General features: G+C 42.7%; 18 protein-coding genes, 12 tRNA genes and 1 rRNA gene. 2 read left to right on the top strand and 29 right to left on the bottom strand.

All coding sequences use genetic code 11. From position 1 onward, the window contains the following. The 14 genes from ACTWQL_RS18830 to ACTWQL_RS18765 form a co-directional block, all read right to left on the bottom strand. Nucleotides 1-130 (bottom strand): 16S ribosomal RNA (locus tag ACTWQL_RS18830); the annotation flags it as partial. Between the two features lie 283 nt (nucleotides 131-413). Beyond that, nucleotides 414-490 (bottom strand) — tRNA-Ile (locus tag ACTWQL_RS18825). A gap of 10 nt (nucleotides 491-500) precedes the next feature. Continuing rightward, nucleotides 501-574 (bottom strand) — tRNA-Gly (locus ACTWQL_RS18820). Nucleotides 575-582: 8 nt separating this feature from the next. Further along, a tRNA-Pro gene (locus tag ACTWQL_RS18815) sits at nucleotides 583-659 on the bottom strand. A gap of 4 nt (nucleotides 660-663) precedes the next feature. Continuing rightward, nucleotides 664-740, bottom strand: a tRNA-Arg gene (locus ACTWQL_RS18810). Between the two features lie 29 nt (nucleotides 741-769). Further along, nucleotides 770-855: transfer RNA gene (locus ACTWQL_RS18805), tRNA-Leu, on the bottom strand. A gap of 65 nt (nucleotides 856-920) precedes the next feature. After that, nucleotides 921-1,006: transfer RNA gene (locus ACTWQL_RS18800), tRNA-Leu, on the bottom strand. Between the two features lie 8 nt (nucleotides 1,007-1,014). Next, nucleotides 1,015-1,090: transfer RNA gene (locus ACTWQL_RS18795), tRNA-Lys, on the bottom strand. A gap of 4 nt (nucleotides 1,091-1,094) precedes the next feature. Then, nucleotides 1,095-1,169: transfer RNA gene (locus tag ACTWQL_RS18790), tRNA-Gln, on the bottom strand. 32 nt (nucleotides 1,170-1,201) lie between these two features. Next, nucleotides 1,202-1,277 (bottom strand) — tRNA-Asp (locus ACTWQL_RS18785). A 62-nt stretch (nucleotides 1,278-1,339) separates the two neighbouring features. After that, nucleotides 1,340-1,414, bottom strand: a tRNA-Glu gene (locus tag ACTWQL_RS18780). A gap of 28 nt (nucleotides 1,415-1,442) precedes the next feature. Next, a tRNA-Ser gene (locus tag ACTWQL_RS18775) sits at nucleotides 1,443-1,533 on the bottom strand. Between the two features lie 3 nt (nucleotides 1,534-1,536). Then, nucleotides 1,537-1,611, bottom strand: a tRNA-Asn gene (locus tag ACTWQL_RS18770). A gap of 174 nt (nucleotides 1,612-1,785) precedes the next feature. Continuing rightward, nucleotides 1,786-2,235, bottom strand: coding sequence for a SprT family protein (locus ACTWQL_RS18765; RefSeq protein WP_443143946.1), 450 nt, complete (start codon nucleotides 2,233-2,235; stop codon nucleotides 1,786-1,788). A gap of 141 nt (nucleotides 2,236-2,376) precedes the next feature. On the opposite strand from ACTWQL_RS18765, the gene cmpA reads away from it, so the two are divergent. Then, nucleotides 2,377-2,490 carry a cortex morphogenetic protein CmpA gene (gene cmpA, locus ACTWQL_RS18760; RefSeq protein WP_221569009.1) on the top strand — a complete coding sequence of 38 codons (114 nt, stop codon included), beginning with the start codon at nucleotides 2,377-2,379 and terminating at the stop codon, nucleotides 2,488-2,490. 24 nt (nucleotides 2,491-2,514) lie between these two features. Here cmpA and ACTWQL_RS18755 read toward each other — a convergent pair whose 3' ends face one another. The 15 genes from ACTWQL_RS18755 to ACTWQL_RS18685 form a co-directional block, all read right to left on the bottom strand. After that, nucleotides 2,515-4,668, bottom strand: a complete 2,154-nt coding sequence (locus ACTWQL_RS18755; RefSeq protein ID WP_443143945.1) for a Tex family protein — start codon at nucleotides 4,666-4,668, stop codon at nucleotides 2,515-2,517. 140 nt (nucleotides 4,669-4,808) lie between these two features. Beyond that, nucleotides 4,809-5,411: a PP2C family serine/threonine-protein phosphatase gene (locus ACTWQL_RS18750; protein ID WP_443143944.1), complete on the bottom strand. Its 603-nt coding sequence runs from the start codon at nucleotides 5,409-5,411 to the stop codon at nucleotides 4,809-4,811. Then, a complete protein-coding gene (gene sigB / locus ACTWQL_RS18745) occupies nucleotides 5,404-6,201 on the bottom strand; it encodes an RNA polymerase sigma factor SigB (protein ID WP_443143943.1) in 798 nt (265 codons plus the stop codon). Before sigB ends, ACTWQL_RS18750 begins: the two co-directional genes overlap by 8 nt. Beyond that, nucleotides 6,167-6,640: an anti-sigma B factor RsbW gene (gene rsbW / locus ACTWQL_RS18740; protein WP_443143942.1), complete on the bottom strand. Its 474-nt coding sequence runs from the start codon at nucleotides 6,638-6,640 to the stop codon at nucleotides 6,167-6,169. The genes sigB and rsbW overlap by 35 nt, the downstream gene beginning before the upstream one ends. Further along, a complete protein-coding gene (locus ACTWQL_RS18735; RefSeq protein WP_443143941.1) occupies nucleotides 6,637-6,972 on the bottom strand; it encodes an STAS domain-containing protein in 336 nt (111 codons plus the stop codon). Before ACTWQL_RS18735 ends, rsbW begins: the two co-directional genes overlap by 4 nt. Before the next feature lie 62 nt (nucleotides 6,973-7,034). Continuing rightward, nucleotides 7,035-8,045 (bottom strand): PP2C family protein-serine/threonine phosphatase, encoded by a 1,011-nt coding sequence (locus ACTWQL_RS18730; protein WP_443143949.1) that lies wholly within the window; start codon nucleotides 8,043-8,045, stop codon nucleotides 7,035-7,037. Between the two features lie 13 nt (nucleotides 8,046-8,058). Next, the gene (locus ACTWQL_RS18725) at nucleotides 8,059-8,460 is read right to left on the bottom strand and encodes an anti-sigma regulatory factor (RefSeq protein WP_443143940.1); all 402 of its coding nucleotides are present in this window, start codon (nucleotides 8,458-8,460) and stop codon (nucleotides 8,059-8,061) included. Between the two features lie 2 nt (nucleotides 8,461-8,462). Continuing rightward, nucleotides 8,463-8,819 (bottom strand): STAS domain-containing protein, encoded by a 357-nt coding sequence (locus ACTWQL_RS18720; RefSeq protein WP_236315284.1) that lies wholly within the window; start codon nucleotides 8,817-8,819, stop codon nucleotides 8,463-8,465. Between the two features lie 12 nt (nucleotides 8,820-8,831). Then, complete coding sequence (locus ACTWQL_RS18715) at nucleotides 8,832-9,656, bottom strand: STAS domain-containing protein (protein ID WP_443143939.1); 825 nt, start codon at nucleotides 9,654-9,656, stop codon at nucleotides 8,832-8,834. Nucleotides 9,657-10,414: 758 nt separating this feature from the next. Beyond that, nucleotides 10,415-10,765 carry a type II toxin-antitoxin system PemK/MazF family toxin gene (locus tag ACTWQL_RS18710; RefSeq protein WP_221569017.1) on the bottom strand — a complete coding sequence of 117 codons (351 nt, stop codon included), beginning with the start codon at nucleotides 10,763-10,765 and terminating at the stop codon, nucleotides 10,415-10,417. Between the two features lie 4 nt (nucleotides 10,766-10,769). Beyond that, nucleotides 10,770-11,048, bottom strand: coding sequence for a CopG family ribbon-helix-helix protein (locus ACTWQL_RS18705; protein ID WP_225066439.1), 279 nt, complete (start codon nucleotides 11,046-11,048; stop codon nucleotides 10,770-10,772). 132 nt (nucleotides 11,049-11,180) lie between these two features. After that, on the bottom strand, nucleotides 11,181-12,338 hold the full coding sequence (gene alr / locus ACTWQL_RS18700) for an alanine racemase (RefSeq protein ID WP_443143938.1): 1,158 nt from the start codon (nucleotides 12,336-12,338) through the stop codon (nucleotides 11,181-11,183). 416 nt (nucleotides 12,339-12,754) lie between these two features. After that, nucleotides 12,755-13,762, bottom strand: coding sequence for a LolA family protein (locus ACTWQL_RS18695; RefSeq protein ID WP_443143937.1), 1,008 nt, complete (start codon nucleotides 13,760-13,762; stop codon nucleotides 12,755-12,757). Nucleotides 13,763-14,044: 282 nt separating this feature from the next. Continuing rightward, entirely contained in the window at nucleotides 14,045-14,407 is a 363-nt protein-coding gene (gene acpS, locus ACTWQL_RS18690) for a holo-ACP synthase (protein ID WP_443143936.1), read from the bottom strand. Between the two features lie 32 nt (nucleotides 14,408-14,439). Continuing rightward, nucleotides 14,440-14,709 (bottom strand): hypothetical protein, encoded by a 270-nt coding sequence (locus tag ACTWQL_RS18685; protein WP_443143935.1) that lies wholly within the window; start codon nucleotides 14,707-14,709, stop codon nucleotides 14,440-14,442. Nucleotides 14,710-15,023: 314 nt separating this feature from the next. On the opposite strand from ACTWQL_RS18685, the gene ACTWQL_RS18680 reads away from it, so the two are divergent. Beyond that, nucleotides 15,024-15,611, top strand: a complete 588-nt coding sequence (locus tag ACTWQL_RS18680) for a rhomboid family intramembrane serine protease (RefSeq protein WP_443143934.1) — start codon at nucleotides 15,024-15,026, stop codon at nucleotides 15,609-15,611. Nucleotides 15,612-15,619 lie beyond the last annotated feature (8 nt).

Raw genomic sequence — 15,619 nt, 5'->3', positions numbered from 1 at the left:
GTTGCCCACGTGTTACTCACCCGTCCGCCGCTGACCTCTGAGGAGCAAGCTCCTCGTTGGTCCGCTCGACTTGCATGTATTAGGCACGCCGCCAGCGTTCGTCCTGAGCCAGGATCAAACTCTCCAAAAAATTGATTAGCATCGAATTTCGTTGTCAGCATCGTCGGTTCACATCCTCAAGTACATCTTGGTACTATCCGGTGTTCACCTTCCTTGCTTCCTCGAACTTCTTGCTACTAAATTTTTTGAGCATCGTTTGATTGCTCATTAATGTAAAACTTAAAAATTGATCAGGGTTCTTTTTAAAAAGACCCGTTTCACGCTTGGCTTTTGTTCAGTTTTCAAAGAGCTAAATTGTTTGCTTCGTATTGAGAATCAGATTAGATAGAAACTCTATTCGAAGGAGTTGTTAATGGTGGGCCTAAGTGGACTCGAACCACCGACCTCACGCTTATCAGGCGTGCGCTCTAACCAGCTGAGCTATAGGCCCATTGAAAGAATGGAGCGGGTGATGAGAATCGAACTCACGACCAGAGCTTGGAAGGCTCTTGTTTTACCACTAAACTACACCCGCAAATATAATGGTCGGGAAGACAGGATTTGAACCTGCGACCCCCTGGTCCCAAACCAGGTGCTCTACCAAGCTGAGCCACTTCCCGTATATGGCGCGCCCGAGAGGAGTCGAACCCCTAACCTTCTGATCCGTAGTCAGACGCTCTATCCAATTGAGCTACGGGCGCATAAATGAATATATGGAGTTGAGAATTTATGGTGCGGTCGAGAGGACTCGAACCTCCACGGGTATACACCCACTAGCCCCTCAAGCTAGCGCGTCTGCCATTCCGCCACGACCGCTAAATTGTTGATTTCCAAAACTAGTGATGCACCTTCAAATGTAGACATTGCACCAATTATAAGTATGGTGCGGGTGGAGGGACTTGAACCCCCACGTCGCAAGGACACTAGATCCTAAGTCTAGCGCGTCTGCCAATTCCGCCACACCCGCAAAAAAAGTGGTGAGCCATGAAGGACTCGAACCTTCGACCCTCTGATTAAAAGTCAGATGCTCTACCAACTGAGCTAATGGCTCATTATGGCTGGGCTAGCTGGATTCGAACCAACGCATGACGGAGTCAAAGTCCGTTGCCTTACCGCTTGGCTATAGCCCATCGCATAACAATACATTTTTTAAGTTTATAAATGGCGGACCCGACCGGATTCGAACCGGCGATCTCCTGCGTGACAGGCAGGCATGTTAACCCCTACACCACGGGTCCATTCAGTTGAATAATTTGTGGCGAAACTTACATTCACCAATCAAATTGGGTTAAAAATAAAATGGTGACCCCTACGGGATTCGAACCCGTGTTACCGCCGTGAAAGGGCGGTGTCTTAACCACTTGACCAAGGGGCCGAGCTTAAAGTTTTAAATTGAACTTGAATGGCGGAGAAGGAGGGATTTGAACCCTCGCGCCGCTTACACGACCTACACCCTTAGCAGGGGCGCCCCTTCAGCCACTTGGGTACTTCTCCGTATGGCTCCACAGGCAGGACTCGAACCTGCGACCGATCGGTTAACAGCCGATAGCTCTACCACTGAGCTACTGTGGAATAATGTGCGTTTCGTTTTTTAGCGACAATAAACATTGTACAACACACGAACGATGAAGTCAATAACTTTTTTCACAAAAAAGCATCTTATATTTATGTGACTTTGTCGTATTTTAAGAGCTTGCCTCTATAGCGACTTAATTAAAGTAACATAATCATTTTTGTTAGTCAATACTATTTTAGATTTAACTTTCCGTTGCATTTTCCGCATACGAACTTGCGTGTATCGACTCTTCGTTTGCGCGGATATTGCTGGCCGCATTTTCCACATAGATAGATGTATTTGATCGGTTCCTGTCTTCGCTCACCAGGGATGATCTGGCAATATCGACTGCCGCCGACTTGTTTTAATAACTCTTTAAAATCCTGATCACGGTGCCGATAACCTTTTTTCATCAAATGGAGGTGGTAGTGGCAAAGTTCATGCTTGATAATGCCGATGAATTCGTCGAGCCCATGAATATCAAGCTGCTTTCTGTTGAATTCGAGATCGTGGCTCTTCAAGAGATAGCGGCCGCCGGTCGTCTTGAGTCGATTATTGAACCTCGCTTTATGCTTGAAAGGCCGATCGAAAAATTCATTTGATATGTTTTCCACTAATTGTTGCAATTCGTTTGTGTCCATTTCGTTCAATCCTTTTCGTTGCTATCTCAATTTTGCCAAAGGTTCTTCAAAATGAAAAGTAAACAGTCTGACACGAACAAAGGCAAGCCTTCTCACATAGACTAATAACCACCATTAAGGAAATTTGGGGAGGGGCTCATCGTGCCTTACTGGTTTAAAAAGCAGTTAAGGAATGCGTATTTCAACAAAGACCGTTATCAAATCAAATTATTGAACCAATGTTGGTTTTTTTACAGAAAAAAACACTGCTCTTAACAAGCAGTGCTTTTTGTGTATTCCTTAATTGGTTACCATCGTCAAGGCGATCCGTTGTTTATCCACGTTCACCTGTTCCACCCAGACTTTTACAACTTGCCCGACATGAACGACATTCATCGGGTGCTTCACATAATTTTTACTAAGTTTAGATATATGGACCAGGCCGTCTTGCTTGACTCCAATGTCCACAAAAGCCCCGAAGTCAACGACATTGCGGACGGTTCCTTCAAGTTCCATTCCTTCCTTCAGGTCTTCCATTTTCAAGACATCCGTCTTTAATAAAGGCTTAGTCACTTCATCACGGGGGTCTCTTGACGGTTTTACAAGTGCATCGACAATATCCTTCAACGTCAGTTCCCCAATATCCAATCTCTCTGCGTACTCTTTTAGCTCAATCGACTGGAGCTTTTCCTTGATTTCATCCGTACCGATTTCTTGTTCGGTCACATCCAATAAGCTCAAAAGCTTTCGGGTATCGTCGTAGGTTTCGGGGTGGATCGGGGTTTGGTCCAGCGGATTCTTCCCTTCAATGATCCTTAAGAAACCGATACACTGTTCGTACGTTTTAGCTCCTAGACGAGGGATCTTTTTCAGTTGAGTCCTGCTTGTGAACTTTCCTTCTTCTTCTCTTTTTTGGACAACATTATTTGCGACAACCTTCGATAGGCCGGCGACGTATTGCAACAAGGATGAAGAAGCTGTGTTTACGTTGACTCCGACCTGGTTGACCACTGTTTCCACGACGAATGTAAGGGATTCATTCAAACGCTTTTGTGAAACGTCATGCTGATATTGTCCTACCCCGATTGACTTGGGGTCGATTTTTACGAGCTCAGACAATGGATCCTGCAACCTTCTTGCGATGGATACCGCACTGCGCTCTTCGACCTTCAGTTCAGGGAATTCTTGACGAGCGATGTCTGACGCAGAGTAGACGCTTGCTCCAGCTTCATTGACGATCAGGTATGCCAATGGACGCTCCATCTCTTTGATCAGGTCGGCGACGAATTGTTCCGTTTCCCTGGAGCCTGTTCCGTTTCCGATCGCAACAATTTCCACATCATGGCGTTCGATCATCTTTTTCAAAATCGCTTTCGCCTTTTCAATATCCGAACGCGGTGGAGTGGGATACATGACATCAATCGCTAATGTTTTACCGGTTTCATCGACCACAGCCAGCTTACAACCCGTCCGATAACCTGGATCGACGCCTAACGCTACCTTACCTTTCAATGGGGGCTGTAATAAAAGGTGTCTGAGGTTTTCAGAAAAAATACGAATCGCCTGTTCATCTGCAATTTCCGTCAATTCGTTCCGTATATCACGCTCGATTGAAGGAGCAATCAACCGCTTATAGCTGTCTGCTATTGAACGTTCGATGTATTCAGCTGATGATGATCCTTTCACATACTTATTGTTCAGTTTTCTTAAAATTTTATCGGAAGGAGCAGCAATCGACACCTTCAAAACGTCTTCTTTTTCCCCGCGATTAACGGCTAACGTTCGGTGAGGAACGATTTTCTTTACAGGCTCCTGATAGTCATAATACATTTCATAGGTCTTGTCTTCAGGTTCCTCTTTTCCTTTCAGCTTCGTTTCCACCATGCCTTCCTGAAAAGTAAGCGAACGGATCCATGCACGGTTATCGGAATCATCCGATACCCTTTCAGCAATAATATCTTCCGCACCTTGAATAGCTTCTTCTGTGCTTAGGATACCTTTTTCTTCAGAGATGAAAGACTGAGCTTCTACCTCAATATCCACACCGCTTTTTTGATCCAGAATCAGTTCTGCTAGTGGTTCCAGTCCTTTTTCTTTAGCTGTTGTAGCACGCGTGCGTTTCTTTTGCTTATATGGGCGGTATAGATCTTCAACCTGTTGGAGTTTGGCGGCTTTATGTATTTCCGATTTCAATTCATCTGTCAATTTATCTTGTTCTTCAATTAATCGAAGTACTTCTTCTTTTCGCTTTTCAAGATTCCGTTTATATTCCCAGCTTTCCGAGACATTGCGGATCTGTACTTCATCTGCTGCACCTGTCAATTCTTTTCGGTATCTTGCGATGAATGGGACCGTATTTCCCTCTTCAAGAAGTTCGATGATATTTTTAATATACTTTTGAGATAATCGGGTTTCTTTTGATACTTGCAAAATAAGTTCTGTGTTGGTCTCCAAACTTGCTCCTCCTTGTAATACTGATATACGTACAAGTTTACCAAATAAGTGGCACCTTTGTAATCTTAGCTCTATACTTCACACCACACAAATGTTTGCGCTACACAAAAAAGAGCTCTCCCATATACGAGAAAACTCTTTTAAGTGACTTTCCCTATTACGAATGTCATATCATCAGCTACTGTACTGCATTTTTGGCGTAAATAACTGGCTGCCACTCTTGGATTTCTTGACTTCATGACATTCCGTTTATCTGGCGAGGATAGTTCAACACCATCAGAATAGGCAATGAACATGGATCCTGCTTGATATTGGATTTCTCTCACATCAAAATTCACAGGTTTACCTGAAAGAAAACCAGATTTTGGAATCGCATGAACCAGTTTTCCGGAGGGCAAGCCGATAATGAGGCGGATATTGCCTACGCCGCAATATTCAAGCAAGTTTTTCTGAAAATGAACTTTGAAAATCGTCAATACTGCTCCTCGTGTATATTGAAGAGATTCGTTGCAAAGCTCCATCAAGGTATGGATATCTTTGTCATGATGCTCTTCAACGATTAGAACAGTTTTAGTGGAAGCCTCATGTGCCGCCTGGCCGCTTCCCAAACCGTCCGCAACAACGCAGACAAAGTATTCATCGGTTTCTTTTGCAAAATAGCTGTCACCGTTACATTGTCCTTCCACTTTGGAACGTTGGAAGGTGCTCCAGTCTACATGATGGTGGACATTATTCTCAATCATGATTCAGTGCCTCCGAAGGATCGACACGTATAGCATCCTTCAACTTTTCAAGTGCTCTGCGCTGTAATCTCGATACATGCATCTGTGAAATATCCAAGCGTTTACCTGTTTCTTTTTGGCTTAAATTTTCAAAGTAAGTGCATTGTAATATCTGTTGTTCTCGTTCTGACAATACATGAAAAGCCTTTTGCAATAGCATACGCTGATCTGTTTGTTCATAACCGCTTTCGGTACTTCCTACAAGATCCAGGAGAGTGACCGTACTTCCTTCCTGGTCAGCTTCAATCGAGCTATCGACTGAAAGGGCTTGATAACTCTTGCCCATTTCCATCGTTTCCAGGATTTCTTCTTCTGAAGAGTCTAGGTGTTCCGCAATCTCCTCGACTCTTGGTGAACGCTGAAGTTCATTGGTAAGCTCTTCAACAGCTCGTTTGATTCGTGGACTAAGTTCCTTGATCCTTCTCGGGACATGGACACTCCAGGTCTTATCACGGATGAAACGCTTGATTTCACCAATGATGGTTGGAACTGCGAATGACTCGAAACTTCTTCCGAATTCAGGGTCATAACGTCGAAAAGCAGCCAGTAGACCGATCATGCCTACCTGCACTAAGTCATCGTGGATGCTTTTCCCTTTCGAAAATTTCCGCGCAAGCGAATGGACCAGGTCCTGATAATGTTCGACAAGTGTCGTTTGGATTTCTTGGTTCTCCGGGTCTTCTCGTAGTTGTTCTAATAACTCATAGACGAAGTCCTTATTGTGACGGGGCTGACTTGTATTGGTCGACACTTTCATCCACCCCATCTCTGTTTAGGTATTTCGTCATCATGACTACCACTCCTGCTTCATCGCTAATATTAACTTTATCCATTAGCGTTTCAATCAAGAAAAGACCCAACCCTCCTTCGTTAATTTGCTCGACAGGTTTACCGTTTACTGGACCGGTACTTAGTTTTGTCGCTTCTAAATCGAAACTTTTTCCTTTATCCATGACAGTAATTTCGAGTTTATCATCAAACATACCGTAAGAAAGGCGGATTTCACCCTCATCCTTTGAGCCGTATGCATGATTCACTGCATTTGTAATTGCTTCAGAAACCGCTATTTTAATGTCTTCGATTTCGTCAAATGTATAACCCATTCTACTTGCTATGCCAGAAACCGTCAGTCTTGCTACACCAACATAATCGGGCTTGGCCGGAATCACCATTTCGATAACGTCACTCATCGCGCCTCCTCCTCCTGGTTATTCTCGATGTTCATCACTTCTGTAAGACCTGTGATTTCAAATAATCTTTCAACTCGGTCGGTCATACCAGTGAGAGTCAGAGTACTGCCATATTGTTGTGAGGATTTTAGCGCGCCTACGAAAACACCTAGCCCCGTACTGTCCATATATTGGACTCCGCTGAGATCGACGACGACTTGCTGGTCTGGCTTTTGTGTAGCTTCCAACAATGTCTCTTTCAGTTTAGGTGCAGTATACGCATCTACCTCACCCACTAATACTAATTCATCTATATGAGTATCCGTTTCATTCTTCTTAATCTGTAAATTCATCTTCGACTTCCCCCTTGTGTATAGGAATGCATTACTTTATCAATACCACAACTTAACTAAGGCTAAACCGTTCTTTTCAAAATAATTAAGGTAAAATCATCCCTTAATTCAAATTCCTGTAATTGTTCAAGTTCAGCATAGACATTATCTACGATTTCTTGTGGTGATAAATGCATGTGGGAACGAATCAACGAAACCACTTCATCTCTAGAAATAAAACCACTGCTGGTCCGACACTCTGTTACACCATCCGAAAGCATGATGATCATATCACCAGCTTCGATCTTCTTTTCATATTGTTTGTATTTTGTATTCCGTGAAATACCTAGAACAAGCCCTTTTGCGGTGAATTCTTCGAAATCATCTGTTAGTGCATTATAATAAAACCCTGGCTCATGACCGGCACCCGCATAAAAAAAGCGATGGAGGTCTGTATTATAATGACCATAAAACATCGTAATAAACATTGTGGGATCAACGTTCTGTTCCACAACACGATTTAAGTTTTCAAGTACGATACTTGGGTGGTTCTGTTGTTCCGGTAAACTGTCCATCGCATATTTGATCATCGACATACAAAGGGCAGCGGGTACTCCCTTGCCGATGACGTCTGCAACAGCCACGCTAATCGATTCTGGACTGTTTTGTACGAAGTGATAGTAATCTCCGCTCATTTTCTTAGCTGCTTTACTAATTACACCTATATCAAGTCCATCTACCTTAGGAACATCCCCTTGAAGAAGAGTCTGCTGCATGCTCGCGGCTACCTCTATTTCAGATTCAAGGGCTAATTGTTTGTCACGGAGTATTTGATGCTCTCGGTAAGCCATGCCATATCCCATCATGACTTCTATTAAGAAATCAAATGAATCCTTTACCTGTTCGGGAATATCCCCGTTCAGAGATTCGAGCACAGTATAGTGAATATTGATCACTTCTTCAGGGGAGATGTTCTGTTCAATCATTTTCCGGCTGAATTGTTGTGCTTTATATAGGGCTTGTTCTGTTCTACCACTTAAATAAGCAGATAAGAACTGCTCATACCTTTCTACTAATAAACCTTTATCCCCCAACATTGCGATCCTCCTAGCGGAGCCATTTGGTAATATATATTTCTGTTCCTACATCTACTGTAGATTGGATTGCAAATTCATCCATCAGTCTCTTCACGCCTGGCAGACCAGCTCCCAGTCCTCCAGATGTTGTATACCCATCTTCCATTACTTTACGTATATCCTGAATACCAGGTCCGGTATCATTCGCAACAATCCGAAGACCCCTGCGGTTACCTTCTTCAATCGGCTCGATACAAATTTTTCCGTTCCCTGCATATAGATATATATTTCTTGCTAATTCGGATATCGCTGTCGTAATTCTGGCTTGATCTACACTTGAAAAACCTAGATCTTTCGCTAAGTCCCTACCTAACTGACGTGCACTGACTATATCCCATTCGTTTCGTACATCTACACAGGATTGGACGGCCATACTCATCCCTCCAAGTCCTGTTGTAATTTATCTAATCCTTGTTCTAGGTCTAGTGCTGTCGGTACATCCCTCATATTGATACCGAGGTCGATCAGTGTAATTGCTACAGGTGGTTGTATACCTGTCAATACGACTCTCGCCCCCATCAAATTAGACATTTTGACGACATCACCAAGTACTTTTGCAATGAAGGAATCGACCATATCGACCGATGTGAGGTCTATAACAATCCCCTTGGCTCCAGTGTCATGGATTTTACTTAATAGGTCTTCCTGAAATTGCAAAGCGGTCTTATCATCAAGTTCAACCTGAATCGATATCAATAAATACTCATGTAACTTGAGAATTGGCACTCTCATCCATAGTCCCCCCTAGGATAACGATTCTATTTTTTTGTTCGTAAGTTCTAATGCAGCTTCAATTCCTTTAAGAAGAGTGCTTCTTGTAGGGAATTCACTTAAATCAATGCCAAGGTTAACGATTGTCTGTGCGATTTCCGGACGGATTCCGACGAGGATACATTTCGATCCAATTAACCGAACGGCTTCTGCTGCTTGGATGATATGATGCGCAACCATCGTATCTACGACTGGTACACCAGTTATATCGATCAATACCACTTCTGAGCGGTTTGTTATGACACCATCCAAAAGGTTTTCCATGATCAGCTTCGCCCTTTCGGTGTCAATCGTACCGATCAATGGCATCACACTAATGCTTTCAAACACAGGAATAAGAGGTGCCGACAGCTCAAGCAAAGCTTTCTTCTGAACAGAAATTGTATCTTTCCAGTTTTGCGTGGAGTATGTGACGATCTTTTCATAAAGCTTGTCTATCGAACGATCAAAAAGTTCGAATGTATCCATTACATCATCTATGTTTTCTTTTTCATTAACGATCGCTTTTAATCCAATTCGACGAAAAGCCTGCAGTCCCTTCGTCACATAACTCAACGGCCATCCAATTTGGACAGTTCTTTCGAAAAAGTCTTGAAGGTCAGAGCTTATGTCTTCTTGCCCTCCAATGACATGTTTCAATAGATTATCTATAAATTCCATATTGGAGTTTTGAAATACTTCCTTTGTAACACTGGTTAATTCACGTTCATCTTCACGGAATTGCAGCATTTGTGACTGCCATTCCTCTTCTATAGATGAACGGTTTTGTTTCATAACCTCGCTTATTGTCGAGTTCATCCATGTACCCTCCGTTCAGAAATTGTTCATAAAAACATTATTTCATTATCGGTGCAATCTTTCAATCCTTTTGAGCTTACATCCACAATTTTACATTTTCGCTCATATTTCTTTCTATACGTTTTATTATGTTGAACTATGCTAGCCAATTTATAAATAATCTTTCGTCCGTAATTGTATTTTCTGTCAAATGTGCTTATTGAAGCGGTTGGAAGCGCCCTCAAAACTCATCAAGCTGCTCCCCATTATTATGGAGACTCGACTCATTTAAAGTATCGTGATATGAAATTTTTAAAGAAAACTTGGCAAAGCAAGCCTTGGCGCAGGCTGCGCTTTAGTTGCGCTTATACTGAAGAAAGTATAAAGAAAGCTGTCCCTTCGTGTCTGAAATCTAACCGTTTTTACAACACTTAGTAAAAAGATGGTGCATGACACTTTCGTTCGGGACAGCCCTAGACGTATGATATTGTTTCCTTTGGCTCTGTTACTTTTTATTGAAGTGATCCAAATGACTGGTCGCTGAGCAGACATCACATCCCTGAATTAGCCCACCGCAGGAGTTTCGCAATTTTCGTTTAAAATTAAAAAGTTCCTTTAACAGAGCTTTTCCCTAAAATAGTCGCGAAGTTTTAAGACTAAAAGTAAAGAAAATTTGATAAAGAGAAGGCTTAGTGAAGGCTGAGCCATAGTTGGATTTATACTTTCTTTAAGTATAAAAAAAGCCGCTGGATAATCAGCAGCTTACTCTGTCATGAGTGCTAAAAATCAATGAGCCCCAGGCTGATCTGGAGTGCATCATCAACTTTTTTCATCATTTCATCGTCTAAATGTGTTATTTTGTCTGTCAGTCTTTGTTTATCTATTGTTCGGATTTGTTCTAATAAAATGACAGAGTCTCGTTCGAACTTATATTTCTTAGCGCTGATTTCTACGTGAGTAGGTAGTTTAGCCTTTTGAATCTGGGCTGTAATGGCCGCGACGATTACTGTTGGACTAAACCGGTTACCGATATCATTTTGTATGATCAATACCGGCCGGATACCTCCTTGCTCCGACCCTACTACAGGAGAAAGATCTGCAAAGTAAACGTCGCCACGCTTCACTATCAAATCATTACACCCCGCTTACTAAGCGGTCCAAAGTTAGATCAGCTTCCTCCTCAGCAAGAAAGGCTTCTGATGCAATATTCAAATTGATCTTGGCCATTTCCTTATACCCTTGACGCATGGATTCGCGGATATGGCTGCTTTCCCGTTCTCGCAGGTACATTTTGGTTGCCTGATGAATAAACTCGCTTCTGTTCAAGTTTTCGTTCATAATCGCTCCGTCCACCTCTTTTATCAGTTGCTCCGGTAAGCTTATGACAATTCTCTTTGTGTTCAAATCGGACACAAAAATCCACCTCCAGCTAACTGCTACGCTCACTCTGAAAATCCCCTATTAATAGTACCATCCAAAACGTAATTTTGCAAAGCAATCTCAGTATAACCCTTTCGCCAATTTCAGCCGAATTCCTTTAATAATTTACGAATTATTTAGAGTTTGATTCATTGTTTCAATGATTTTGTTGTTTTTTTTGTAAATTCTCGGCACTCGAGAAGAGATTGCGCAGGGTATTTCATAGTTGATCGTTCCATTTTGGTGTGCAACATCATCAATGGTTATCGAGCTGGACCCTTGGTCTCCCAACAGCACGACTTCAGTACCTACATCAACTTTGTAAGGTAACCTTACCATAAGCTGATCCATGCAGATGCGCCCGACGATTTTCGCCTTATGACCATTAACGAGGACTGAACCTTTCTCCGCATATCGGCGCAACCACCCATCTGCATAGCCGATCGGCACTGTACCAATCCACTCTTCTTTCTCTGCACGATAAGTCGCTCCGTAACTTAGGGTATCTCCAGGTTTGATTCTTTTTACGTGAGTCAATTTGCTGTGTAAAGAAAAAGCTTGTTTAAGAGGAAATGGCAGCACACTTTTAATCTCCTCTGAAGGGGATAGACCATAAAGCGAAATACCAACTCGCACATAATGTTGTTTGTACTCAGGAAATCGGATGGCGCCAGCACTGTTACCGAAATGAATGACTTCCGGACGGACACCTTCATCCTCCAATAGCGAGAGATACCTGGAAAATCGATCCACTTGACGATCGACTAGCTCTGAGTCTAGTTCATCAGCTGTTGCAAAATGTGAGAAAACACCTTCTAACTTTAAACTCGGATTTTGTTGAATTTTATTAATTATTAGCTTTGCCTCATTCTCATCATTTATACCTAAACGTCCCATACCAGTATCAAACTTGATATGAATCTTCAATTGATGATTGAAATCTTCTAATTTCTCAACCCATTCTGATTGGAAAACCGTTACGGAAACATTATAACGAGCAGCTATAGAAGCATATTCCGGAGCGATCCACCCTAGAACATGTATCGGTATACCGATCCCTGCTTCTCTAAGTGCGATAGCTTCATCCAATAAAGCCACGCCTATATAATCCACGCCATTTTCAACAAGGTTCCTGGCGACTTGTACAGCACCATGGCCATATCCATCTGCCTTAACAATCGCCATCACTTTCGTTCCGCCTTTTAAATGGTTCTGTATATGAAGGTAGTTATCTATGATATGATCCAAGTTGATTTCTGCCCAAGTAGGTCTGTAAAATTGCATGAAAACGACTCCTAGCCCAAACTATTTTCCTTCTATTGTACATAACCATTTGGTCACGGTAAATTTCTTTCTTGGCTCTGTTAGTTATTATTGTTGATTTCTACGAAATTCACTAAAGAAAACTTAGCAAAGCCAAGCTTTAGGCGTGGGCTGAGCCAGTAATTGCACTTATCCTTTCTTTAGGTATTAAAATCAACAAAGTCCTTTAACAGAAGCTCTTTCTTTGGCTTTCCCTTTCTATTGTGTGCCTGGCACCGATTCAGATGCCTTGTCTCCGTTGAGGTTCAGATCCGTGCCAGGCACCATTTGGGAACCGTTGGGGCTGCTGGGTTTGATTTTGGTGCCTGGCACGTGGGACTTCAACAAAAAACAGGCTAAAAAGAATATCGGTTCTATTCTTCCAGCCTGTCATTTCGTCATTTTCCTTGCGCCATCACCATTGATGATGCGATTGATGCCATATCTTCTTCTGTCAGATCATTTGAGGCAAGGTAATAATCAACTCCGTCGACTGACCAGCTGAGTGTGGTGCCATTCAGCACACCCACCGCAAAGCCTAGATCCACAAGGTTGCCCTCGTTCATGGTCAACATTTTCGTAGCAGGCGCGACCGTCGCCTGTCTTTGGATAATGGTGAAAGATTTGTCTCCAGCGTAAGTGAGGATCACTTCATCACCGCTGCTGTTCGCCACCTGGTTCAGTAAAGTCGTTCCTTCAGGGACAAACTCCGGAAAGACCGGTGTGAATTCCCGCTCCCCGGGTGCCATTGTTGGAACTTCAAGCTGAGCACTTTCCATGTTGCGCTCCATATCGAATGCCCCGTCATCAAACTTCGAGTTCAACTTCGTTTTCTTGAATTTCACATCTACCAGAACTTTCATATCTTTATCCATTACTTTCACTTTATTCGGAAGCAGATTGGATTTATCCAGCGTAATTTCTTGCTGATAGAGATTCTTATTCTGATAGTTCGTCTTTGTATTGAAGACATATCCCTTTTCTCCAGTCTTGAAATTACGATCCTCATCCATAAGGATATCGCTGATCAGAGACTCCATCAAATACACTTGACTACTGTTTTCCGGCCAATCACTTTGGAAACGGAAACTCTTGTTAAGCGCTGGTGTCAGTACGAATACACCTTCACTGTTCCTTAGGATCATCTGACTTTGATCCTTTTCAGCATTCTTCAAGCTGACCCGGTAAAAGCTCGGCTTTTTATGCCAGATCTCAATCTCGTACGTAAGTGGATTTTCCCCTGTCTGAAGAGTCATCGTAGCCTCAGATTTATAACCAGACATCTTATCCATCGTTTTTTCTAAATCTGACAAAACATCTTTCTGGCTTTTGGACCCACAAGCAGCAAGCGCAGTAACCAGGAGTGCAATCACAAGAAGCGAGAGTATTCTTTTCAAATTTTTCATCTCCTTTGCCTCATATAGATGACAAAAGAGGGACCTCACATATGACATCCAGAATGATCTTTGATGCTCCGCCATGGGGATACACAAATACCCTGAATGTTAGATTAGTACGAATTGAGGTAGAAAATTCCGGCATGGTGAATGCAAGCAGTTTTCTTGAATCTACACCCCCTTGTTAAAAACCTTTGGCGGCTGCACTCACTCGACCATCTGGCCATATGTTTCAGCGTTCCCTCCTAACCGTACTACAAATATATGAGACAACTTCTAGCAATATGCAGACTAGCTTGACGAGCTTTCAAGGATTACTTGTGCAACTGCGTATTCTTTACTATGGGAAATCGAAACATGGGCGTTCCAATCCGCTTTTCCATCCTCGATGACCGGTTTTCCTGCTTCATTAGCCAGGATCTGTACGTCCTTCCAGCTCAATCGCCCTCCGATACCTGTACCTGTAGCTTTTGCATAGGCTTCTTTAGCAGCAAACCTTCCAGCAAGAAATTCAATACTATTCCGCTGTTCCAACGAACGGAAGAAGATCAATTCCGCCTCAGTCAAAATCCGTTCAGCAAACTTCGCTTGCCGTTCATTGGTACGTTTGATACGTTGGATTTCCACGATATCTATTCCAATTCCAATGATCATCTATGTACACCTCTTATATTCAAAATTTGGAATCATTCATTCAGACTCTTATTACCTAATATGATAAACTGTATAGGTAATGATTTCAGAATTACATACTTTAAATATGGCTCTTTTTTAAAAGATTGCCGCGTTTGAGCCATTTTTAAAAACTCACCTTGTGCAAGTTGATTGGAGAGCAAGGTGCGAGACTCCTCGAAAATGAAAATCGCATTTTCATCGTGCGAAGTAGCGCTGCCAAAGCTTTCCTTGTCCTGCGAGATCAGCGTGCCTACTACCTGAATAATCTCCTCGCAAGGCATGCGACGAGGAAGCTCGCTTCGACAGGACTTCCTGTATGACGCAGGAGCACAAATGCTTCCTTGAAAAGGAGACTCCTGAGGTCGCAAGGCGACGAGTGCGCTCACCGCACGCCCCGCGGAGAGCGAGCATCCTGGAGCGGAAACCAACGACTTTTAAAGAAAACTTGGCGAGACCAAGCCTTTTGTAGGTCGAGCCTTAGTTGCCCTTATACTGAAGAAAGTATTTTATACTTTCTTTAAGTGCAAGTGCAACAACGTTTGCGAAAACAGCCTTAAATAAAAATAGACCCTGGTTGAAAAGGGAGGTCTTTCTTGTGTTTATCCGAACAGAAAATTTTCGATCGTTCAGGCGATTGTATCCTATTATCACCATAATCATGGCCATTCATATCGTTTTATTCATCGGTGTCAATCTTTTCCCGGCATTGTTGCATTTAACTGCCGGTATAAACTTCTACATCGGTTCGGGTGAGTATTGGAGGCTTGTAACACCTATCTTCATACATGAATCTTTCCCTCATGTCCTGTTCAATACATTTTCCTTATTCCTATTCGGACCTGGATTAGAACGGATTCTAGGAAAGTTGAAATTCATCCTCGGTTACATCGGTGCTGGGGTCATCGCAAATATTGCAACCTTCATTCTTCAAGGTCCAGGTTATAGCCACATCGGGGCATCTGGTGCGATATTTGGTTTGTTTGGCTTGTATGTATATATCATTTATGCCCGTAAAGAGCTTATTGATCAACAAAATTCTCAAATCGTCATGACGATCCTTGTCTTAAGTTTGGTCATGACATTCGTTACACCGAATATCAATATCCTCGGCCATCTCTTCGGTTTAGTAGGAGGAGCCGCGTTAGGTCCGATTATCCTGATGGGAAAACGAACACGATATTGAATATGCGA

This window comes from Pseudalkalibacillus sp. R45 (genome assembly GCF_052246725.1).
Taxonomy (GTDB): domain Bacteria; phylum Bacillota; class Bacilli; order Bacillales; family Fictibacillaceae; genus Pseudalkalibacillus.
This window is presented reverse-complemented; position numbering and strand designations above follow the sequence as displayed.